Below are 21592 nucleotides of genomic sequence, written 5' to 3' on the forward strand. Positions count from 1 at the left end.
CTCTGCTCAATCGGAGCACACTCCATGTTTCGCTATTTCGAAAACCTTGTTGACCCTTTTGTCGCCTATCATGAGGCTGACACGCCGCCGACCCGGCTGTGGCCGTTTCTGCTTGACTATTCGCGCCCGTTCTATCGGGTGTTTGTCTGGGCTGCGCTGATTTCCATTATCGTCGCCGGTGTCGAGATTGGGTTGATCTATTATATGGGTCGTGTCGTTGACCTGTTGGGCGGCACACCAACCGAGGTGTGGCAGAACCACGGGACCGAGCTGCTGTTGATCGCGGCCTTTGTCCTGTTTCTGCGCCCTTTGTTGCATCTGGTCGACGTACTGATCCTGAACAACACGATTCTGCCGAACTTTGGCACTCTGATCCGCTGGCGCGCCCATAAGCACGTTCTGCGTCAGTCGGTTGGCTGGTTCGAGAATGATTTTGCCGGGCGGATTGCCAACCGGATCATGCAGACACCGCCCGCGGCCGGTGAGGTGATCTTTCAGGTCTTTGACGCGATTTCCTTTTCACTGGCCTACCTGATCGGGGCGGCAATCCTGCTTTATGCGGCGGATGCGCGCCTGCTGATCCCGCTGCTGATCTGGTTTGCGTTCTACGCGATGCTGGTGCGCTGGACTGTTCACCGTGTCGGGCCGGCGTCCAAGGCGGCATCCGATGCGCGGTCAACCGTCACGGGCCGCGTCGTGGACAGCTATACCAACATTCATTCCGTCAAGATGTTCGCCCATGGCCCGCAAGAGCTGGACTATGCCCGTGAAGCGATCGAGGAAACCCGCCGGACATTCCAGATCGAGATGCGGATTTTCACCATCATGGATGCGGTTTTGGTTACCCTGAACGGGGTGCTGATCGTTGGTGTCGTGGGTTGGGCAATTGCCCTGTGGATGCAGGGTTCCGCTTCGGTTGGCGTCGTTGCGGCAGCAACCGCGCTGACCCTGCGCCTGAACGCCATGACCGGATGGATCATGTGGGCGCTGACCAGCTTTTTCCGCCAGCTTGGTATCGTGGCCGAGGGGATGGAGACCATTGCCCAGCCCATCGACCTGCTTGACGCGCGCGAAGCCAAACCCCTGCGGTTGACCAGGGGTGAGATCCGGATTCGCGATCTCTCGCACCATTACGGGCGCGAGGCCGGTGGGCTTGACCACATCAACCTGACCATTCAGCCCGGCGAAAAGGTCGGTCTCATTGGGCGGTCGGGTGCCGGGAAATCGACCCTGGTAAAGCTCCTTTTGCGGTTTTACGACGTCGAACGCGGTGCCATTCTGATCGATGATCAGAACATTGCGGGTGTCACACAGGACAGCCTTCGCAGCCATATCGGCATGGTCCAGCAAGACAGTGCGCTGCTGCACCGGTCTGTGCGCGACAACATCCTTTACGGCCGCCCGGACGCGACCGAGGCGCAGATGATTGCCGCAGCCAAACAGGCCGAAGCGCATGCGTTCATCCTTGACCTGCAAGATCCGCAGGGGCGCACCGGGTATGACGCGCATGTGGGTGAGCGGGGCGTAAAGTTGTCTGGTGGTCAGCGGCAGCGGGTAACGCTGGCCCGGGTGATCCTGAAAGACGCACCAATCCTTTTGCTGGACGAGGCGACATCGGCGTTGGATTCCGAGGTCGAAGCGTCAATTCAGGAAACGCTCTACGGCATGATGCAGGGCAAAACCGTGATCGCCATCGCCCACCGGCTCAGCACCATTGCGCAGATGGATCGCATTCTGGTGATGGACGGGGGCCGCATCGTCGAAGAGGGCGCGCATTCTGATCTGTTGGCGCAGGGCGGCCTTTACGCGCAGTTCTGGGCGCGGCAATCTGGCGGCTTCATGAACCCGGAGGCCGCTGAATGAAGATTGCCGATCTCATCTATCCGTTCAGGACCACTGAAACGCCCCCGCCGCAGACATTGGGGGCGTTCATTCGCTGGAGCCTTTCGGGCGCCTGGCCCATGCTGTTTGTCGCCGCGTTCTTTTCGGCGCTGGCTGGCGCGATGGAGGCTGGAACAGCATGGATTCTGGGGCGTGTGATCGATGTGGCAACATCCAGCGGGCCCGAGCATTTCATGACCGCCGGGAATATGTGGATGATCTTTGGGGCGGTGGTGTTCTTCATGCTGCTGCGCCCGATCCTGTTTGGGCTGTCTTCAATTTCGAACAACTATATCGTGATGCCCAACATCACGCCTTTGGTGCTGGCCAAGCTGAACCGCTGGACGCTGGGCCAGTCTGTCACCTATTTCGACGATGATTTCGCCGGGCGCATCGCCCAGAAACAGATGCAAACGTCGAACGCCATGGCCTCGGTCGTGTCCGAAACGATCAGTGCGATAGTGTTTGCATTGGCGTCGCTGGTGGGCTCTTTGCTTTTGTTAGGGTCTATTCATCCTTTGGTGATGCTGCCTTTTGCGGCCTGGTTGGTGGTCTATTTCCTGCTTGTGCGCTGGTACCTTCCGCGTATTCGCATGCGCTCGGCCGCACGCGCCGGGGCGCGGGCGATGGTTTCGGGGCAGGTGGTCGACACGATCACCAACATCAAAACCGTCAAGCTATTTGCACACTCGGATTTCGAAGATCAGGCCGCGCGGCATTCAATGGTCGAGTTGCGGAAAAAATCGCTGGCATTTGGCAAACTGTCGGCCAGTTTCCGGTTCGTCCTGATGGCGCTTGCCGGTATTCTGCCTGTTCTTCTGCTGGGGGCGACGCTGTGGTTATGGCAGTTCGGAACGGCGACCGCCGGTGACATCGTTGCCGCTGGTGCGGTGTCGGTCCGGATTTCGCAGATGACCGGATGGGTCAGCTTCACTCTGATGGGCCTCTACGCCAATGTGGGCGAGATTGAAAACGGGATGAAGACGCTGGCCAAACGGGACAGGGTCGAAGATGCGCGCAGCGCGAAGGATCTTGATGTGACCGAAGGGTCCATCACGTTCGAAGATGTCAGTTTTGCATACGGCCGGGATGTGGGCGGTGTTACGGACCTGACGCTTACCGTGCAACCGGGCGAGAAGCTGGGAATTGTCGGTGCCTCAGGGGCGGGCAAATCAACGCTCGTTTCGCTGCTTCTTCGGCTCTATGACAGGGAAAACGGTGCTATTTGCATCGACGGGCAGGACGTGTCGCAGGTCACGCAGGACAGTTTGCGCCGCCAGATCGGCATGGTCACGCAGGAAACGGCGATGTTCAACCGGTCCGCCCGCGAAAACATCCTCTATGGTCGCCCGGACGCGTCCGAGGCAGAGTTGATCGAAGCGGCAATCAAGGCCGAAGCGCATGACTTCATCCTGAGTCTCAAGGACGCCCAGGGCCGCACCGGCTACGACGCTCATCTGGGCGAGCGCGGCGTAAAGCTCAGCGGCGGCCAAAGGCAACGGATCGCCCTGGCTCGCGCCATTCTCAAGGATGCGCCCATTCTGGTTCTGGACGAAGCAACCTCGGCCCTTGATTCCGAGGTCGAGGCGTCGATTCAGTCGGCGCTTCATCGGGTGATGCAGGGAAAAACCGTTCTGGCCATCGCCCACAGATTATCGACACTCAGCGAGATGGACCGGATCATCGTTCTGGATCAGGGGCAAATAGTGGAAACCGGAACGCACGAGGATCTTTTGGATCAGGGGGGGCTTTATGCCCGGTTCTGGCATCGGCAATCTGGTGGCTTCATTCAGGCGGAAGCTGCCGAATAAGGGTTTTGTTGCACCCAAAGCCCGGCTATCAGGCCCCTCATGACGCAGAAATACACAATCACCCGGCTTGGCCATCAGGGCGACGGCATCGCTGATGGGCCCGTTTACGCTCCGCGCACCCTTCCGGGTGAGATCGTTAGCGGCACCCTTGTTGATCAGGTGCTGACCGATATCCGCGTCGAAGTACCGTCTGATGTCCGGGTGAAAGCCCCGTGCCGCCATTACAAAGCCTGCGGCGGCTGTCAGCTGCAACACGCCTCCGACGCGTTTGTCGCCGACTGGAAGCTGAGCATTGTCCGCAACGCCCTTTCAGCGCAGGGGGTTGAGGCGCCAATGCGTCCGATCCACACATCACCCGAACACTCGCGCCGACGCGCCACGATTGCCGTCAGGCGGACCAAGAAAGGCACATTGGCCGGGTTCCATGGACGTGCATCGGACACGATCACCGAAATCCCGGATTGCCGTTTGCTTGACCCGGCCCTGATCGCCGCAATTCCTGTGGCCGAGGCGCTGGCGGTTCTGGGCGGCAGCCGCAAGGGCGTCTTGGCCGTCACGCTCACCCTGTCCGAGGGCGGGATGGATGTGGCCGTCAAGGGCGGCAAGCCCTTGGATGGGCCGCTGGAACTGGCACTCGCGCAAGCGACCGAAAATCACGGTCTGGCGCGGCTCAGCTGGGATGGTGAAGTGATCGCCATGCGCCACGCTCCGGTTCAGCGCTTTGGGGCCGCTGCCGTCACGCCACCACCCGGTGCCTTCCTTCAGGCGACCAAGGACGGAGAACAGGCTCTATTACAGGCCGTTTCCGAGGCAACACGGGGTGCGAAACGAATTGTTGACCTGTTTGCGGGCAGCGGCACATTCTCATTGCCTCTGGCAGAAAAAGCCGAGGTTCACGCGGTCGAAGGTGCCGCGGACATGGTGCAGGCGCTGGATCAGGGCTGGCGCAGGGCGCAAGGTCTGAAACGCGTGACGACCGAGGCCCGCGACCTGTTCCGTCGTCCATTGATGCCGGATGAACTGAAATCGTTTGACGCAGTCGTTCTGGACCCGCCCCGCGCTGGTGCCGAGGCACAGGTGGCCGAGCTGGTACAGGCCAGACGCCCGGTGATTGCCTATGTCTCGTGCAACCCCGTCACCTTCGCGCGCGATGCAAAAATATTGGTTAACGCTGGCTATACCCTTGAATGGGTGCAGGTCGTTGACCAGTTTCGATGGTCGTCACATACGGAACTTGCTGCGCGGTTTACCCTGAACGCCGCATCTTGATAAGACAGGAGAAAGCGACCCATGGGTTTCAGACAGCGTCTGCTGAACATCATCGAAGCGCCTGCATTCGGGCAATTCATAACGGCTGTCATCATCTTTAACGCAGTGCTTTTGGGGATGGAGACGTCGCCGACCCTGATGGAAGCCGCCGGGCCGCTGATCGTGATGCTGGACAAGCTGTGCCTTGCGATCTTTGTGGCGGAAATCGCCATGAAGCTGACCGCGACCGGACGCAGGTTTTTCACAAACGGCTGGAACAATTTCGATTTCCTGATCGTCGGCATTGCGCTTGTTCCCAGCGCCGGAGGTCTTTCCGTTCTGCGAGCCCTGCGAATCCTGCGGGTATTGCGCGTGATTTCCGTTGCGCCAAGACTGCGCCGGGTGGTTGAAGGGTTCATCTCGGCCCTACCGGGAATGGCCAGTGTTTTCCTGCTGATGGCAATTCTGTTCTATATCGGTGCCGTGATCTCGACCAAGCTGTTCTCGGCAACCTTCCCGGATTGGTTCGGCGATCTTGGCCTGTCGGCCTATACACTGTTTCAGATCATGACGCTTGAAAGCTGGTCGATGGGGATCGTCCGCCCGGTGATGGAGGTTTATCCCTATGCCTGGCTGTTCTTCGTCCCCTTCATTATGGTCACAACCTTTGCGGTGGTGAACCTATTGGTGGGTCTGATCGTAAATTCCATGCAGGACGCGCACCATGCAGAGGATGAGGTCAAAACTGATGCGTATCGTGATGAGGTTCTGGAACGCTTGGAGAGCATCGAGCGGCATCTGACCGAAAACTTGAACATCAAAAAGTGATTTCAGTTTTCGCGTTTTTTGGCATAATAAGCCCCAAAAAAACAAAGCAGGCAGTGAAACATGGATCGTCGAGCATTCGGATTGGGGGCGGTAGCAACGCTGGGCCTATCGGCTTGTGCATCAGCCCGACCAAATTTTCTGACTTATGATGGGCCCGAGGTCACCTCGCTGGTGGTCAACAAGGGCGCGCGCAAACTTTATTTGTTGCACCACGAAAAAGTCCTCAAGGAATATGATGTGGATCTGGGATTTGCGCCGCAGGGCACAAAAACCAAACGCGGAGACGGCCGCACGCCCGAAGGAAGTTACCTGATCGATCGGCACAACCCCAACAGCCGGTATCACCTGTCTATCGGGATATCGTATCCCAACTCTCAGGACATCGCCAAGGCTAAGGCTGCGGGAGTTGATCCCGGTGGGGACATCTTCATTCACGGGCAGCCAAATCTACGATCCGAGTTCAAACGCGCCAAGAAAACTCCGGATTGGACCGCGGGATGCATCGCGGTCAAGAATGACGAGATCGAAGAAATCTATGCGATGGTCAACCGAGGGACGCTGATCACCCTGCGCCCTTAGGGGGCACAGGCGCCCACGCTGCAATCCCGAATGTTTCATAGTCGTGCTGGTAGACCTCGGATGCCAGCGCTTCAAGCTGTTCGTCATAGATCTGATCCAGCGTAAACGGAACATCTTGCGCGCACGGGCCGGGAACCGGCGGATTGGGGTGGCCTGTTGAGCGGGCCAGATCCGGCAGAGCCGTGGTCAGCTCTTCTTCCCGCAGAATCAGGTCCGGCATCAAAAAGCTGGCAATACCATCCAGCGTGCGGGACTGGCTGCACCACGTCCCGTCAACGCGGATCGGCGTCTGACCGTTGAGGTTCATGCGCAGGAACCCGAGGAACGCCAGAAACGCATCCCGATGCTGTTCGACCGAGTAATTGGTGTCGCGCACCTGCCCGGGGATCGGCAGGTCAAGGCGGTTGCGCAGGTAATTGCGAACCATCTTGTAACTGCCAAGCCCGGTATCCAGAATGTACTGGCAAAACGCCGAATGCGCCCGTGCCAGCGGGTGGCGCAACACGGTGAACTTCCGGTGTCCGGGGTGGTCTTGCATCCAGGCGCGGATTTCCTTGCGGTTCCGGTTTGTGACCAGATCGTCCGCAGAACAGCCATCCAGCTCGGCCATCCATTGCGCGATAACAGGCTCTATTCCGCCGCGAATGGGCAAATACATCAAATTTGATCTGGCTGCGGCGATATATTGCGGTACCGCCGCCCCTCGGTTTGGCTCGAAACGGGTGGGCTGGTGCAATCCGAACCTGTCCAACCTGGACAGGGCGTCTTGCATCTCATCGGGGTTGGTGACCTTCGATACGGCAGGTGCCGGGTTTTGCGGTTTCAGAGTGTCGTCCAGCTTGCTCAGCCGCGCCTCAACCCCCAGCCATGCGGCCAGACCGTTCAGAACGTCCAACTCGGCCAGGTCGTCATAGGTGATGAAAAAGGCAGTCTGACCGGTTTTCTGTAAATGCCGCTGCAACATGTGTTGGTGGCCGTGGACCTGATCGAGATACTCAGAAAACTCAAGCCCGTCGAACGCAACCTGGGCATCGACGCGGCGCTTCACGTTCTTCAGCAGCCATTGCTGCGTGGCGCGTGCGATTTTCAGGGACAGAAAACTGTCCAGCGGATTGCGTGTGAGAATGATCTTGGCACAGCGTGGATCGTTCAGCACTGGCTTCAGAATGCGTGGGTCATGGTCCTGGAAATACCGAAAACCGTTCAAGTCGCCCGGTGCCGACCTGATTGCCTTCAACAGCCGCATCGGATTTGCGTCGCGGTCTTCCAGCGACAGACCCAGAAGGGTATCGGACTTCAGGTTGCCGGCAAAATGCGGGTTGAAGGCTTCGCCATGGCAGGAAACCCCTTCCAGCGCGTTCAGATTGGCCTCAAGAAGGTTCGACCCTGTGCGCATGGCAGCCAGAACAACGAAGTAGTTAAAATTGGCTGGCATGGGTGATTACTGCACCAGATAGGGTTTGCGATAGGGTTTCGTCTGACGGCCGAACACATCGTCCGAAGGAAAATCGCCCATCAGGTAAGGGTGCATACCCTGGTTCTTGAGGTTTTGCAGGAACTTCCCGAAGCCGGACAGATCGACCATTGTGGGCGCTTCTGTCAGGTGGCTGGACTGATGCGCGCCAATCTCGTCCAGGATTGTCTGCAGGGGCTCCATCGGCGCTTCAAGGAAATCGGCCAGCGACCAGCTGCGCATCCGCGCCTTGGTCCAGACCGAGGTCAAAACCTCAAGCTGTTTGGTTTCGATCTGTTGCAGACGCGCGGCCTCGCTCCGGATGTCCGAGAAGTTCAGGTTCGACCGGAACAGCGGAATTGCCCAGGCCCCGGTGATGACCGAGATTTGCGCATTCTTGTCCCGCGCCAGAAACCAGTTGATGTCCTGCGTGTCGCGGGGGCTGAACTGGAAACACTGGCGTTCGCCGCGTGTGTTCCAGATCAGGTTCGACAGAAAGGCCGTCGGATTGTAATCCCGCAGCAAAGCACAATCGCTGAGCGCACCGTTTGTAATGGTTTCACCCTTTGCAAATTCCGCACGCTCGGGTCCGAACAGGTGCCCGTGCACGCGTGTGCCAGTGGCCGCGGCCAGCCATTCTTCGAAATCTTCAAACAGTTCGGAAAAGCCCTGAAATACGGAATAGGGTGACGAGGTAAGGCCGTTTTCACTGCCGTGCCGGGGAAACCGGCTTTGCATGTACAGCCCGTCACGCCCCCGCGTCCGCCGTTCGACCGCCTTGGAAAACACGCGGTCAATCTTGCCGGGGTTGGGTTCTGCCGGTTTCATCGCACTGGCCTGATCGGTCAGAAACGCCTGATACAGCCGTTCCGCACGGGGCCAGATTTTGCGGGCAACAAAACAGTCTGATCGCCGCAGCAATTGCAGATGATCGTCGTAGAAGATGTGCGGGCGGCCCTGATAGTCGAACTTGGACAGGGTCAGGGATCGGCTCTCGATATGTGTGGAATACAGCCGCGCCAATGTCTGGAAATAGCTTTCATCCGGGATCCACACATGGCGGAAGTAGCTGTCATATTGTTTGCGCTTGGGGTCCTGCAAAATGGCAGACAGTGTTTGACGGGTCAGGCACCACCACTGGCTGCCCATATGCGGGACCAAACCGTCGGGGATTTTCCGACGAAACCCGACCGCGCGCTGAAGCTTTACATATGCGTCGAACAATCCGCGCTGTTTTCGCCAGGAAAACGGGAACCGCAGCGTAAACCGTTCATGATCCAACCCGCCGATTGTCCAGCTGACATCAGACGTTGTCGCGCTTTCGATGAAATCGACACGAGGCCGGTCGGCCAGGTAATCAATCAGCTCCTGAACCGGGCGCAGCGGCAGGCAGGCCCCCGACGACAGGAAGACGTGGCGCGTTTCGGGAAATCGCTCCAGCATCAGTTCGGACGCGCTTTGTGAGGCAGCAACGATTCCCCACCCGCCCCAGTCGCATTGATGCCGGTTGGAAAATGCGATCCGGGGATTGTCCGAACAGGACGCAACACATCGCGCATATTCTTCACCCGGTACTTTGCGATCCACATGGATCACAACAGGGCATCCCGCAGCGGTCCAATGGCGCGCGACCTGTTCGGCCCGGTCCAGCGAGGTATGAACCAGCATGACGACGCCCAGACCGCTCATGCCCAGTTTCCCTTTGACATCAGGCCCAGAATCTCAAGCTGCCGCCAGTTGATATAGGCCTCGGACCACTCGCACCAGAATACGGGCTTGTCTTCAAGCTGTGCGGCATAGGCCTTGTATTCGCCCGAACCGCTATAATGCTGGCGGCGTTGCAATTCTTCACGCGCCTTGTCGCCAAGGGTGTCAATCAGCTTGGCATGAAGCAACGAGCCGCTGGCCTTTTCCCCACCCCATTCGTCGTACACCTGATTCAGCCCGCGCGGCAAAAGCGAGTGGGTCGAGCTGACATAGACATAGCGTCGATCCCATTTGACCAGCGGGATCTTGTTCAGTGCCGGGGCTTTGGATGGCTTGTCGCGAAAGAACACACGCGCCCGGGCGCCCCCTTGAATCCACAGGTTCTTGTAATCGGGGTTCTTGGTGATCGTGTAATTTCCCGGATCGAACCACCGTGCGATTTCAAAAGGATCCTGCCCCTCGCGATAGGTTTCGGCATCCACAGACCCTTCGGGGTACATGTCGATCAGCATGGTGCCAAAGCTGCGCACGGCACTTCCCTCCAGCCAGTCTGTCAAGGCGCGGATCGGGCGGGTGTCGCAGAAGGGGTAGATGAAAAACTCATCCGGGTCGACGCTCAGAACCCAATGTCCATGCGCGTATTTGCGCAGAATGTAATTCGACCAGTCCAGACCATAGCTTGCACGTTTGTAGCTGGTAGTCGTCCGCCAGACCGATACATCGGACTGCTGTTTCAGGAATTCAAAACTGCCGTCATCGCTGTCATTATCGATGAACAGAAAATGGTCGATACCCAGTTTGCGGTAATATTCCAGAAAATAGGGCAGGCGAATTTTCTCGTTTCGCACAACGCTCATCAACAGGATATCGTCGCGGCGGATGGCAGACGTGTTGTTGCTGGCGGGCTTAAGTTCGCGCCGACGTCTGAGGCAGCGCAGAATACGGCGCTTGCGCCGCAATCTCATCTTGTATGAATCAAACAGGCTCACGCGACTGCCCAACCTTTATTATAACGCGAGCTTTCCCCGAACCCGCCGCGACCGTTGGTTGCGACAGGGCATTGTCGGTTTATGCCACTTCTACCTCTTCTGAGGCAACTTTTTTAAACCCCGGAAATGGTAAAGGTGCCGTTGATCCCCCCGATTTGTTTTCAAGACCAGCCGCCGTCACGCATCAGCCCCATCTCCAGCAACTGCGACCAGCCGGTATAGCGCACCGAGTGCGGGGTCCACATGTCTGGTTGACTGAGTATCTGATCGTAATACGTGCCGAACTGGTTCGGGTCATGAAAATGCTGGCGGCGCAGCTTTTCAGTTTTGGATTTTTCAATAATGTCCGGCAGAAATTTCGTGTGCAGCAGCACGCCGGACGGGGTGTCGCCGCTTGGCCCGTCATACACTGCGTTCAGACGACGGGGTAGGGCGGAATGGCACGAGTTTACATAGGTATAGCGCCGCGACCACCGCATGAGCGGGATCTTGTTCAGTGTGGGGGATCGCTGCTGCGTTTGGGTAAAAAACACCCGCTCGCGTGCGCCGCCCTGAACCCAAAGGTTTCCCATCGGGCTTTGCCGCTGCGCGCGATACGGGCCTGCGTCAAACCAGTTCAGCACCTCGATCGGGGCCGTGTCCGGGTCATAGGTTTGGCCGCCCAACGGCCCTTTTGGATACAGATCCAGCATCAAAGCGCCAAACCCGACCCGCCCCTGCCGGTCCAGCCATTCTGTGAGCTCATGCAGGGAATGGCGGTCGTGCCGGGCATAAACCAGCAACTCATCCGCGTCGACCATCAGGCACCAGTGGCCATGGCCGTAACGCATCTGTAGCCAGCTGAGCCAGTCCAGCCCAAAGCGTGATCCGCGATAGCTGGACCGGGTCTGCCAAAGGGAAACATCCGGTTGATCCTGCAGAAATTCAGCCGATCCGTCATCGCTGCCGTTGTCGACGATCAGAAAATGGTTCACGCCCAGCTGGCGATAGTGACGGAAGAACCACGGCAGGCGGGTAATCTCATTGCGCAAGGTGGTAAAGGCCAGCACGTCGCCGCCCCGTATTCTGCTTGTCTGATCTTTCAGGCAGGTCAGTTGATGTCGGCTGCGCATCGAGCGCCAAAGAAGGCGTCGCCGTTTCCAGCGCAACCGGTATTCCTGTTGCCAACCGATATCAGGAAGTGTCTGAACCGTATTGGACGTCACCGGGGCCTCATTTCTCGTAGTGGCCGTTCTGATGCCAGCGCCAGGCATCCGCAATCATCGTCTCTAACGTTGACCTTTTCGGCTTCCATCCCAGTTCGGTTTGGGCGCGGACAGAGCCGGACACCAGCTTGGTGCAATCGCCCGCCCGTCGGGTACCGACCGAATACGGTACCGGACGGTTGGTAACGGATTTGGAATGCTCGATCACCTCAAGCACGGAAAACCCCGAGCCGGTGCCCAGATTGAAAACACGGCTTTCTTTTCCCTGTTCCAGCCAGCCCAGCCCCAGAACATGTGCGTCGACCAGATCACAGACATGGACATAATCGCGGATACATGTGCCGTCCGGCGTATCGTAATCGGTGCCAAAAACGGTCAAACCCTCGCGCTTGCCATCAATCGCATCCAGCATCAGGGGGATCAGGTGAGTTTCAGGCCGGTGAAATTCGCCCACTTCGCCTTCGGGATCGGCACCAGCAACGTTGAAATACCGGAAAATGACATGGCGCAGCCCATGGGCCGCTTCGAAATCCCTCAGGATGTCCTCGATCGCGCGCTTCGATGCACCATAGGCATTCAGCGGGTGTTGGGCGGTGGCCTCGTCCAGCACCACATTGTCATGTTCGCCATAGGTGGCGCATGTGGACGAGAACACGAAATCCAGACAGCCCGCCGCAACCGCAGCCTCGACCAGCGTCAGCGATCCGGTCACATTGTTCGACCAGTACAAACCGGGCTGCTGCATCGCGTCGCCCACTTGGCTGAGCGCCGCAAAATGCATCACCGCAACCGGCTTGTGTTTGGCAAATACCTCGTCCAGGCGTGCCCGGTCCAACAGGTCGCCCTGTTCAAACGGCCCGTATTTCACCGCATCCTGCCAGCCCGTGACCAGATTGTCATAGGTCACGGGAACATAGCCCGCCTGCGCAAGCGCCTTGCAGGCATGCGACCCGATATATCCGGCACCACCGGTCACGAGGATTGGTTTCATGAAGCGTCCTTTGGAACCAGATTGCCTGTCATCGAGATATGGGAACCGCGGGGCGTCATGGGCAAAACCGGCTACTCCAGCCCCATCGCAGCCATCATCTCTTCGATCTTGGGCACGTCCTGCGGGTTGTTCAGCTCCCAGAACTGACGGCTCTTGGCGTCAACCTCGACGCACAGAACCTTGCGGCCATTTTCCATGAACCTGAGTTGTTCAAGACCTTCCAGCTTTTCCAGAGGGCCTGTTGGCCAGCCCGGATAGGCCGCCAACGCATCGGGCCGATAGGCATAGACGCCGACATGGTGAAACACCGGCGTGGGTTCATCCCCGCCATAGGTTTCTGAGGTGAAAGGCACGACCTCTTTCGAGAAATACATCGCGCTGTTGTCGCGCCCGAACACGGCGGTTGTTCCGCCAACGCGGCCATGTTTGCGGTCGTTCAGCAGGCTGTTCAAAGCATCCCCGTCGCAACGCAGGACCGGTGTGGCCACGCCAGCATCGGGTGCCGCGCGCAGCCCCGTGATCAGGTCCTCGACAAACCAATGCGGTGTCAGGGGTGCATCGCCCTGAAGGTTGACCACGATGTCATATCCGCTGCCCAGAACCTTGTGCGTCTCGGCGCAGCGTTCGGTGCCGTTCTGGCAATTTTCCGAGGTCATCACCACCTCGGCGCCAAAGCCTTCGGACAGTTCGCGGATGCGGTCGTCATCGGTTGCGACCACAACCCGGTCCACGCCCGCAACAGAAGTGGCTGCCCGCCAGGACCGTTCGATCAGTGTCATCGAAACGCCGGTCGCGCCGGTCAGCGGCACCAAAGGCTTGCCCGGATACCGGGTCGAGGCATAGCGCGCGGGGATGGCGATCAGAACTGACATCAGGCCTCCTTCAGCTTAACACCCGGAGCGTACGCGATAAAAAACGGGTTCGCATAGCCCTCTTTGCCATAGACAAGCGGCGCGTGATCGTCAAACCGAACAATCCGGCCTCCGGCCCCGGCCAGTACCGCGTGCCCTGCCGCCGTGTCCCATTCCATCGTGCGCCCGACCCGCGGATAAAGATCCGCCTCGCCCGTCGCAACCAGACAGAACTTGAGAGACGATCCCGCGCTTTTGCTGTCCTTGACCTGATACTTGTTGATGTAATCCTCGGTGGCCTGATCCCGGTGCGATTTTGAGGCCACGACCAAAAGCGCGGAATTGTCCGGGTTAGAGACAGATATTGGGATCTGGGTGCCAGGAGCATCCTTGTCAAACGCGCCCGTTTCCTCGACTGCCTGACCATCGGCCTGCGTATAGAACATGCGGCCCCGCGCCGGGGCATAGACCACGCCCCGTGTCGGTGTTCCGTTCTCGACCAGCGCGATGTTGACGGTGAAATCGCCACGGCGGTTGATGAATTCCATGGTGCCATCCAGCGGATCGACGATCAGAAAGGTATCCCCTTTTTCGGAATGCGAGGCGGCCTGCTCTTCGGTGATCAGCAGGATATCGGGGAACGCCTGACGCAACCCGGCTGAAATCAGCGCATCGGCTGCCTCATCCGCATCGGTCACAGGGCTGGAGTCTGATTTGACTTTGACGTCGAAATCGTCTGCCTCGTAGATTTCCATGATCCTGTCGCCTGCCTCAAGGGCCAGACGCCGGATGACGGGAATAAGCGCGTCGTAGGTCACAAAAATGCTCCGTTCCTGTGGTTTGTTGATCCAAACTCGTGACCGACTTATGATGCGACGGTTACCGAACGGCAAGATATTCATGCCAGGTTAGGGACGACGAGGCAGGAAAGACCCTTTAAGTGTTCTATTACAAGCGCAATCAAACGCTGCTGGGCGGTGCACTGACGACTGCGGAACTGGTGTTCCACGCGGTGGTGCGGAACGTGCGCGCGCAGCATCCGAATGCGGTGATCGCGATCCTGCTCAACGTTGTGCAATTGCTGGTGATGATGGTCACGTTCTATCTGCTCATGTCGCTGATGGGCCGGGGCGGGGTCGCCAGGATCAGGGGCGAATTTCTGCTGTATGTCCTGTCGGGCGTGTTCCCGTTCATGTTGCACATACAATCGATCGGCGCGATTTCCGGGGTTGGATCCTCCAATAACCCAATGATGCTGCATTCGCCGATGAACGTTATGGTCACGATTCTCGCGGCGGCCTTCAGCACTTTCTATAAGTTCCTGTTGGCCATGTTCATCATCCTGTTCGTCTACAGTGTCGCGGTTGCTCCGCTTGAGGTGCAGAACCCCGGCGGCGCCTTCGCAATGCTGGTGCTGGCCTGGTTTACCGGCTGCGCGGTGGGGCTTGTGTTCATGGCGTTGAAACCGTGGGCCCCGACGACCGTTTCGATGCTAACCAATATATATCGCCGTCTGAACATGGTGTTTTCCGGCAAGATGTTCATTGCGAACGCATTGGGTGGCGGGCTGTTGATGATGTTTGCCTGGAACCCGCTGTTTCACATCATCGACCAGACCCGCGGGTTCGTGTTCCGCAACTATTATCCAAGAAACACCAGCTGGGAATACGCGGCCTGGGTTGGAATCGCCCTGTTGATGATCGGTCTTATGGGTGAATTCTTTACCCGTCAGCACGTCTCGAAAAGCTGGAATGCGCGCCGCTAGCGCGCGACCCGCAGCGTAAGGTTTATGCGCCCGCCTTTGGGCAACAGGCGCGAGGATCCGAACCTGATCCGATCCACACCGTGATAGGCAAGCCGCGCCGGACCACCCATGACAACCACATCCCCCGAGCTCAGCCAGATCGACTCGGTCTTGCCGCCGCGCGTCGTGCTGCCAATCCGAAACAAGGCATCGTCGCCCAGCGAAACCGACAGGACGGGCCATGAAAAATCTGCCTCGTCCTTGTCCTGATGCAGGCCCATTTTTGCGCCTTCCCCGTAATAGTTGACCAAACAGCAATCGGGCGCTCGCTCGGTGCTGACCAGATCACGCCAGATATCCAGAATGGTGGCGGGGATTTCCGGCCATATTCCACCTTTGGGGTGCTGATCCTGATATCGGTATCCTGCCTTGTCGGTCACCCAACCCAGATCACCGGCCGAGGTCATCCGAACCGACATCTCCTTGCCCGAGGGGGTAACAGGCCGGAACAGGGGCGCAGCTTTCAGAATCGGGCGCAAATCCGCGATCACCCGCGACTGGGCCTCAGGATCAAGATAACCTTTCCTGATATCGAACCCCCGCAAAACCAATCGCGCCATTCCAGAAACCCCAATCCTTTCCAATTCCTTGCCAAAAAAGGCATCAGAATCCCTAAAACCTGCGTTCTACGGTGCTTGCAGGCCTCTGGTCTCGCCCTTATATACGCCGGGACGCGCGATGGTAGTGCTGTCGCGCACATCAGATCGGGGGCGGGATGCCGAAACGGGTCCTGTCGTCGAGACATCGCCTTGAAGAGAAAGGGATTGCAAAAATGGGAAAAGTAATCGGGATTGACCTCGGGACCACAAACTCGTGCGTGGCCATCATGGACGGTTCGCAGCCGAAGGTTATCGAAAACGCCGAAGGGGCGCGGACCACGCCCTCGATCGTCGCCTTCACTGAAGATGAGCGACTGGTCGGTCAGCCTGCAAAGCGTCAGGCGGTCACCAACCCCGACAACACGATCTTTGGCGTCAAGCGCCTGATCGGTCGTCGTGTGGATGATGCCGAAGTCGAAAAAGACAAGAAAATGGTGCCCTATACCATCGTTGATGGTGGCAATGGCGACGCATGGGTTCAGGCCCGCGGTGAAAAATACTCCCCAAGCCAGATTTCGGCCTTCACTCTGGGTAAGATGAAGGAAACCGCGGAAAGCTATCTGGGTGAGGAAGTCACGCAGGCGGTCATCACCGTTCCCGCATACTTCAACGACGCACAGCGTCAGGCCACCAAAGACGCCGGTAAAATCGCCGGTCTGGAAGTGCTGCGGATCATCAATGAACCGACAGCTGCCGCTCTGGCCTATGGTCTGGACAAGCAGGAAACCCAAACCATCGCAGTCTATGACCTTGGTGGCGGTACCTTCGACGTGACCATTCTGGAAATTGACGACGGCCTGTTCGAGGTCAAATCGACCAACGGCGACACCTTCCTGGGTGGTGAAGACTTTGACATGCGCATCGTCAACTACCTGGCGGATGAGTTCAAAAAGGAACACGGTGTCGATCTGTCTGCTGACAAGATGGCCTTGCAGCGTCTGAAAGAAGCCGCCGAAAAAGCCAAGATCGAACTCAGCTCGACCTCGCAGACCGAGATCAACCAGCCGTTCATCTCGATGGGTTCGAACGGTCAGCCGCTGCACATGGTCATGAAACTGACCCGTGCCAAGCTGGAATCCCTGGTCGGTGATCTGATCAAGAAGTCGATGAAGCCGTGCCAGGCTGCTCTGAAAGACGCCGGTCTGTCGGCTGCTGACGTGGACGAGGTTGTTCTGGTCGGTGGTATGACCCGGATGCCGAAAGTGATCGAAGAGGTCACGAAGTTCTTTGGCAAAGAGCCGCACAAGGGTGTGAACCCGGACGAAGTGGTTGCCATGGGTGCCGCCATTCAGGCCGGTGTTCTTCAGGGCGACGTCAAGGACGTGGTTCTGCTGGACGTGACCCCGCTGTCGCTGGGCATCGAGACGCTGGGTGGCGTGTTCACCCGCCTGATCGACCGCAACACCACGATCCCGACGAAAAAGTCTCAGGTCTTCTCGACCGCCGAGGACAACCAGAACGCCGTGACCATCCGCGTGTTCCAGGGCGAGCGTGAAATGGCTGCGGACAACAAGATCCTCGGTCAGTTCAACCTCGAAGACATCCCGCCCGCACCGCGTGGCATGCCCCAGATCGAGGTGACTTTTGACATCGACGCCAACGGCATTGTCTCGGTTTCGGCCAAGGACAAAGGCACCGGCAAGGAACAGAAGATCACAATCCAGGCATCGGGCGGTCTGTCCGACGAAGACATCGAAAAGATGGTCAAGGACGCCGAAGAGAACGCGGAAGCCGACAAGGAACGCCGCGAGCTGGTCGACGCCAAGAACCAGGCGGAAAGCCTCATCCACTCGACCGAAAAGTCGATGGAAGAGCATGCCGACAAGGTCGACCCGACCACGATCGAAGCTATCGAACTGGCGATCGCGGCACTCAAGGACGAGCTGGAAACCAACAATGCCGACAAGATCAAGTCTGGCATCCAGAACGTCACCGAAGCAGCGATGAAGCTGGGTGAGGCCATCTACAAGGCGCAGTCCGAAGAGGCCGAGGACGAGCCTGCCGCGGCAGATGCCGCACATGGTGATGACGATATCGTCGATGCCGAGTTCGAAGATCTGGACGACGACAAGCGTAACTAACGGGTAACCGGGCCAATGTAGGCCGGTCCGGATGCCGGGCCGGCCTATTTACGTTGAGGCAGAAGGAAATACTGATGTCAAAACGCGACTATTACGAAGTGCTCGGCGTGTCCAAGGGCGCTTCGGCGGATGAGATCAAGAAAGGCTTTCGCACGAAAGCCAAAGAGCTGCATCCGGACCGCAACAAGGACAACCCGGATGCCGAGGCGCAGTTCAAGGAAGCCAACGAGGCTTATGACGTGCTGCGCGATGCCGACAAAAAGGCGGCCTATGACCGCTTTGGCCACGCCGCCTTCGAAAACGGCATGGGCGGTGGTGGCCGACCTGGCGGCGGCTTTGGACAGGGCGATTTCTCCAGCGCGTTCTCGGATGTGTTCGATGACCTGTTCGGCGATTTCATGGGTGGGCAACGTGGCGGTGGCGGTCGACGCGCCGCGCGCGGCTCGGACCTGCGCTATAACCTGCGCGTATCGCTGGAAGAGGCGTTCTCGGGCCAGCAGAAAACCATCAATGTACCGACAGCCGTGGCCTGTTCTTCCTGCGAAGGAACCGGTGCAGAAGGCGGGGTCGAGCCGACAACCTGCCCCACCTGTTCCGGCATGGGCAAGGTACGGGCGCAACAGGGTTTCTTTACGGTCGAACGAACCTGCCCCACCTGCTCGGGTCTGGGTCAGATCATCAAGAACCCCTGCAAATCCTGTAAAGGTGCAGGCCGCGTCGAAAAAGATCGCGCCTTGTCGGTCAACATCCCCGCTGGTGTCGAAACCGGTACCCGTATTCGTCTGGCAGGTGAAGGCGAGGCCGGAATGCGCGGTGGCCCTCCGGGCGACCTCTACATCTTTGTGGAAGTGTCTGATCACAAATTGTTCGAACGCGACAGCGTGAACCTCTATTGCCGTGTACCGGTCAGCATGGCCAAGGCCGCGCTGGGCGGATCGATCGAGGTTCCGACAATCGATGGCGGCCGTGGGCGGGTGCAAATCCCGGCAGGCAGCCAGTCGGGCCGGCAAATGCGCCTGCGCGGCAAAGGTATGCCCGCGCTGCGCGGCGGCGGTGTTGGCGACATGTTCATCGAACTGGCCGTCGAAACCCCGGTCAACCTGACCAGCCGCCAAAAAGAACTGCTGCGCGAGTTTGATGACCTGGGCGAAGATAACCACCCGGAATCAAAAAGCTTCTTCTCATCCGTCAAATCCTTCTGGGACGGTATGAAAAGCTGACAAACAGAGTTACGGGGGCTCTGCCCCCACCGCCCGTTCCGGGCGCCTCCCCCGGGATATTTCCGGCCAGATGAAGCAGGGATCCTTTATTCATCTGGCTCTAAATATCCCGGAGCGCGAGGCAGAGCCTCGCAAAATACTCCCTAAAGACATTCAATTGGCCTTATCAGATGACCAAAAGTGGCAATGCATTTGCCAAATTGGGTCTTGATTCCAACCGCTGACCCTGAAATTGTCCGCGACAACCGTTGGGGTGTCCTGTGAAAGGGCTGAGAGGCGCGACCGCGCTAACCCATCGAACCTGATCCGGGCAATTCCGGCGTAGGGAACGGTCTTATGAACACAGACGTTTTCCCCACCTCGTTGCCCAAAGAAGATGGAGCAACGACATGGCGGCAATTGCCCTGACCATTGCAGGATCTGACAGCGGCGGAGGCGCCGGGATTCAGGCCGATCTGAAAGCGATGTCGGCGCTGGGTGTATTCGGCGCAAGCGTCATTACCGCTGTTACGGCGCAGAACACGCAAGCCGTCACTGCGGTGCATGGGGTTCCGCTGGATGTCATTGCTGCGCAAATCGACGCGGTGCTCAGCGATCTGGATGTGACGGCCATCAAGATCGGTATGCTTGCCACGCCAGAGATCATTCACACAGTGGCCCGAGGCCTGGAAGCGTTCAAAGGTCTCGTCGTTCTTGATCCTGTCATGATCGCAAAATCCGGAGATGCGTTGTTGGCGCAGGAAGCGGTCCGGACACTGCGCGAAGTGATGGTGCCAGCAGCGACTGTGCTGACACCCAATCTGCCCGAAGCGGCATGTTTGCTGGATGCGAAACCGGCGCAATCACCGGACGAGATGGCCGCACAAGGCAAGGCCCTGTGTGCTCTGGGCGCGGGTGCGGTTTTGATGAAGGGCGGGCATGGGTCGGGCGATGTCTGCCACGATCTGTTGGTCGACCCCTCAGGCGTCGTGGCCGCATTTCAGGCCCCGCGTCAGAACACGAAAAACACCCACGGAACCGGATGCACTCTGTCGTCTTCGATCGCCGCCGGTCTGGCCAGGGGTCTGCCGCTGAGGGATGCGATCGCGCAGGCGCATAATTATCTGCAAGGGGCCATCGCGCGGGCGGATGAGCTGAAGATTGGTGCCGGGCACGGTCCTGTGCACCACTTCCACCGGATCTGGCCCGCATGACACTCTGGTCGGTTATAGGTGCGGGCGTAACGGGTCTGGCCGTGGCCAGCGAGCTTGTGTCACGCGGGGCAAAGGTGCAGGTTTTCGATCCGGGCGGCCCGCCCGGCCCGCATGGGTGTTCCTGGTGGGCCGGTGGGATGCTGGCCCCTTGGTGTGAATTTGAAAACGCGGAAGAACCGGTGCTGCGGCTGGGGCAGGAAGCAATCGAATGGTGGGCGCAGCGAACGCAGGTAAACAGACATGGAACTCTTGTCGTTGCCAATGCGCGCGACCTGCCCGACCTGCGCCGGTTTGCACGCCGGACCGAAGGGTTCAGCGAGGTTGATCGTGCGAAAATACTCGAATTAGAGCCTGATCTGAGCAAGTTCGGCAAAGCTCTGTATTTTGAAAACGAAGCTCACCTTGATCCTCGTCAGGCGTTGCGCGATCTGCATCGTCACCTGCAAGGCGCAGGCGTGGAATTCCACCGAAAGCTGGCTCCGGTGCAACTGGACAACGCCATAGACTGCCGGGGCTTGCACGCGCGCGAATATCTGCACGACCTGCGCGGCGTGAAGGGTGAGATGCTGGTTCTTCGTTGCCCCGATGTGAACCTTTCGCGTCCGGTGCGGCTGTTGCACCCGCGGATGCCGCTTTACATCGTTCCGCGCGGGGATGGCGTCTACATGCTGGGCGCAACTATGATCGAATCCGAGGACAGCAGCCGCATCACCGCGCGTTCGATGCTGGAACTGCTCAGCGCGGCCTATGCCGTGAACCCGGCCTTTGGCGAGGCCGAGGTGCTGGAGATCGGTGTCGATCTGCGCCCCGCTTTCCCGGACAACCTGCCGCGTATCCGGCGATTGGGCCGGACAATTTATGCCAACGGGCTTTATCGCCATGGCTATCTGCTGGCCCCTGCACTGGCGCGGGGTGTCGCTGATCTGGCATTGGACAACACACATTCGGAGATGGTCGATGAAGATCGTGCTTAACGGCGAGACGCGCGATGTGCGCGCGGAAACCCTGTCGGATCTGTTGCTGGAATGCGGCTTCTCAGGCCGTGTGGCCACCGCCGTGAACGAAGATTTCGTGCCGTCAAGCCTGCGCGTTGGGCACAAACTGACCGATGGCGACCGGATCGAAGTTGTCGCGCCGATGCAGGGGGGCTGA

General features: G+C 58.7%; 19 protein-coding genes and 1 riboswitch. Of the genes, 11 read left to right on the forward strand and 8 right to left on the reverse strand.

All coding sequences use genetic code 11. The annotated features are described in order from the left end of the window. Positions 1-24 precede the first annotated feature (24 nt). From ACR0J7_RS07580 to ACR0J7_RS07600, 5 genes are read left to right on the forward strand one after another with little or no spacing between them, the layout of a single operon-like run. A complete protein-coding gene (locus ACR0J7_RS07580; RefSeq protein WP_480913735.1) occupies positions 25-1863 on the forward strand; it encodes an ABC transporter ATP-binding protein in 1839 nt (612 codons plus the stop codon). Continuing rightward, the gene (locus ACR0J7_RS07585; protein ID WP_209598978.1) at positions 1860-3692 is read left to right on the forward strand and encodes an ABC transporter ATP-binding protein; all 1833 of its coding nucleotides are present in this window, start codon (positions 1860-1862) and stop codon (positions 3690-3692) included. Before ACR0J7_RS07580 ends, ACR0J7_RS07585 begins: the two co-directional genes overlap by 4 nt. A gap of 39 nt (positions 3693-3731) precedes the next feature. Further along, positions 3732-4961: a class I SAM-dependent RNA methyltransferase gene (locus tag ACR0J7_RS07590; protein ID WP_480913737.1), complete on the forward strand. Its 1230-nt coding sequence runs from the start codon at positions 3732-3734 to the stop codon at positions 4959-4961. Positions 4962-4982: 21 nt separating this feature from the next. Then, positions 4983-5768, forward strand: coding sequence for an ion transporter (locus tag ACR0J7_RS07595; RefSeq protein ID WP_480486945.1), 786 nt, complete (start codon positions 4983-4985; stop codon positions 5766-5768). A gap of 60 nt (positions 5769-5828) precedes the next feature. Next, positions 5829-6347, forward strand: coding sequence for a L,D-transpeptidase family protein (locus ACR0J7_RS07600; RefSeq protein WP_480486947.1), 519 nt, complete (start codon positions 5829-5831; stop codon positions 6345-6347). On the opposite strand, the gene ACR0J7_RS07605 is transcribed toward ACR0J7_RS07600, so the two are convergent. From ACR0J7_RS07605 to cysQ, 7 genes are all read right to left on the reverse strand, one after another. Then, entirely contained in the window at positions 6331-7782 is a 1452-nt protein-coding gene (locus ACR0J7_RS07605; RefSeq protein ID WP_480913739.1) for a nodulation protein NodH, read from the reverse strand. The genes ACR0J7_RS07600 and ACR0J7_RS07605 overlap by 17 nt on opposite strands. Positions 7783-7788: 6 nt before the next feature. Beyond that, entirely contained in the window at positions 7789-9489 is a 1701-nt protein-coding gene (locus ACR0J7_RS07610; RefSeq protein WP_480913741.1) for a DUF5927 domain-containing protein, read from the reverse strand. Further along, positions 9486-10472, reverse strand: a complete 987-nt coding sequence (locus ACR0J7_RS07615; protein WP_480913743.1) for a glycosyltransferase family 2 protein — start codon at positions 10470-10472, stop codon at positions 9486-9488. The genes ACR0J7_RS07610 and ACR0J7_RS07615 overlap by 4 nt, the downstream gene beginning before the upstream one ends. A gap of 185 nt (positions 10473-10657) precedes the next feature. After that, a complete protein-coding gene (locus ACR0J7_RS07620; protein ID WP_480913745.1) occupies positions 10658-11701 on the reverse strand; it encodes a glycosyltransferase family 2 protein in 1044 nt (347 codons plus the stop codon). Positions 11702-11708: 7 nt separating this feature from the next. After that, entirely contained in the window at positions 11709-12692 is a 984-nt protein-coding gene (gene galE, locus ACR0J7_RS07625; RefSeq protein WP_480622657.1) for a UDP-glucose 4-epimerase GalE, read from the reverse strand. Between the two features lie 71 nt (positions 12693-12763). Further along, positions 12764-13564 (reverse strand): 3-deoxy-manno-octulosonate cytidylyltransferase family protein, encoded by an 801-nt coding sequence (locus tag ACR0J7_RS07630; protein WP_480624808.1) that lies wholly within the window; start codon positions 13562-13564, stop codon positions 12764-12766. After that, positions 13564-14361 carry a 3'(2'),5'-bisphosphate nucleotidase CysQ gene (gene cysQ / locus ACR0J7_RS07635; RefSeq protein ID WP_480913746.1) on the reverse strand — a complete coding sequence of 266 codons (798 nt, stop codon included), beginning with the start codon at positions 14359-14361 and terminating at the stop codon, positions 13564-13566. Before cysQ ends, ACR0J7_RS07630 begins: the two co-directional genes overlap by 1 nt. Positions 14362-14483: 122 nt before the next feature. Between cysQ and ACR0J7_RS07640 the strand changes: the two genes are divergently transcribed. Next, a complete protein-coding gene (locus ACR0J7_RS07640) occupies positions 14484-15308 on the forward strand; it encodes an ABC transporter permease (protein WP_267364436.1) in 825 nt (274 codons plus the stop codon). Here ACR0J7_RS07640 and ACR0J7_RS07645 read toward each other — a convergent pair. Next, the gene (locus ACR0J7_RS07645; RefSeq protein ID WP_480546065.1) at positions 15305-15907 is read right to left on the reverse strand and encodes an alpha-ketoglutarate-dependent dioxygenase AlkB family protein; all 603 of its coding nucleotides are present in this window, start codon (positions 15905-15907) and stop codon (positions 15305-15307) included. The two genes, ACR0J7_RS07640 and ACR0J7_RS07645, sit on opposite strands and share 4 nt — an antisense overlap. 212 nt (positions 15908-16119) lie before the next feature. On the opposite strand from ACR0J7_RS07645, the gene dnaK reads away from it, so the two are divergent. The 5 genes from dnaK (at position 16120) to thiS (ending at position 21592) form a co-directional block, all read left to right on the forward strand. Next, the gene (gene dnaK / locus ACR0J7_RS07650; RefSeq protein ID WP_480506882.1) at positions 16120-18027 is read left to right on the forward strand and encodes a molecular chaperone DnaK; all 1908 of its coding nucleotides are present in this window, start codon (positions 16120-16122) and stop codon (positions 18025-18027) included. Positions 18028-18101: 74 nt separating this feature from the next. Continuing rightward, a complete protein-coding gene (dnaJ, locus tag ACR0J7_RS07655) occupies positions 18102-19247 on the forward strand; it encodes a molecular chaperone DnaJ (protein ID WP_209598968.1) in 1146 nt (381 codons plus the stop codon). A 239-nt stretch (positions 19248-19486) separates the two neighbouring features. Then, positions 19487-19592: riboswitch (TPP riboswitch) on the forward strand. Between the two features lie 44 nt (positions 19593-19636). Next, a complete protein-coding gene (thiD, locus tag ACR0J7_RS07660; RefSeq protein WP_480898640.1) occupies positions 19637-20440 on the forward strand; it encodes a bifunctional hydroxymethylpyrimidine kinase/phosphomethylpyrimidine kinase in 804 nt (267 codons plus the stop codon). Beyond that, complete coding sequence (thiO, locus tag ACR0J7_RS07665; RefSeq protein WP_480898638.1) at positions 20437-21414, forward strand: glycine oxidase ThiO; 978 nt, start codon at positions 20437-20439, stop codon at positions 21412-21414. The genes thiD and thiO overlap by 4 nt, the downstream gene beginning before the upstream one ends. Beyond that, complete coding sequence (thiS, locus tag ACR0J7_RS07670) at positions 21398-21592, forward strand: sulfur carrier protein ThiS (RefSeq protein ID WP_480506885.1); 195 nt, start codon at positions 21398-21400, stop codon at positions 21590-21592. The genes thiO and thiS overlap by 17 nt, the downstream gene beginning before the upstream one ends.

It is taken from the genome of Ruegeria sp. O4, assembly GCF_056535125.1.

Excerpts from the sequence above, each read along its gene's own strand:
- ACR0J7_RS07615 (WP_480913743.1), bottom strand. The coding sequence starts at position 10,472 with ATGAGATTGCGGCGCAAGCGCCGTATTCTGCGCTGCCTCAGACGTCGG.
- ACR0J7_RS07645 (WP_480546065.1), bottom strand. The coding sequence starts at position 15,907 with ATGGCGCGATTGGTTTTGCGGGGGTTCGATATCAGGAAAGGTTATCTT.
- thiO (WP_480898638.1), top strand. The coding sequence starts at position 20,437 with ATGACACTCTGGTCGGTTATAGGTGCGGGCGTAACGGGTCTGGCCGTG.
- galE (WP_480622657.1), bottom strand. The coding sequence starts at position 12,692 with ATGAAACCAATCCTCGTGACCGGTGGTGCCGGATATATCGGGTCGCAT.
- dnaJ (WP_209598968.1), top strand. The coding sequence starts at position 18,102 with ATGTCAAAACGCGACTATTACGAAGTGCTCGGCGTGTCCAAGGGCGCT.
- ACR0J7_RS07630 (WP_480624808.1), bottom strand. The coding sequence starts at position 13,564 with ATGTCAGTTCTGATCGCCATCCCCGCGCGCTATGCCTCGACCCGGTAT.
- ACR0J7_RS07600 (WP_480486947.1), top strand. The coding sequence starts at position 5,829 with ATGGATCGTCGAGCATTCGGATTGGGGGCGGTAGCAACGCTGGGCCTA.
- ACR0J7_RS07605 (WP_480913739.1), bottom strand. The coding sequence starts at position 7,782 with ATGCCAGCCAATTTTAACTACTTCGTTGTTCTGGCTGCCATGCGCACA.
- ACR0J7_RS07590 (WP_480913737.1), top strand. The coding sequence starts at position 3,732 with ATGACGCAGAAATACACAATCACCCGGCTTGGCCATCAGGGCGACGGC.
- ACR0J7_RS07610 (WP_480913741.1), bottom strand. The coding sequence starts at position 9,489 with ATGAGCGGTCTGGGCGTCGTCATGCTGGTTCATACCTCGCTGGACCGG.
- thiD (WP_480898640.1), top strand. The coding sequence starts at position 19,637 with ATGGCGGCAATTGCCCTGACCATTGCAGGATCTGACAGCGGCGGAGGC.
- ACR0J7_RS07580 (WP_480913735.1), top strand. The coding sequence starts at position 25 with ATGTTTCGCTATTTCGAAAACCTTGTTGACCCTTTTGTCGCCTATCAT.
- thiS (WP_480506885.1), top strand. The coding sequence starts at position 21,398 with ATGAAGATCGTGCTTAACGGCGAGACGCGCGATGTGCGCGCGGAAACC.
- dnaK (WP_480506882.1), top strand. The coding sequence starts at position 16,120 with ATGGGAAAAGTAATCGGGATTGACCTCGGGACCACAAACTCGTGCGTG.
- ACR0J7_RS07585 (WP_209598978.1), top strand. The coding sequence starts at position 1,860 with ATGAAGATTGCCGATCTCATCTATCCGTTCAGGACCACTGAAACGCCC.
- ACR0J7_RS07595 (WP_480486945.1), top strand. The coding sequence starts at position 4,983 with ATGGGTTTCAGACAGCGTCTGCTGAACATCATCGAAGCGCCTGCATTC.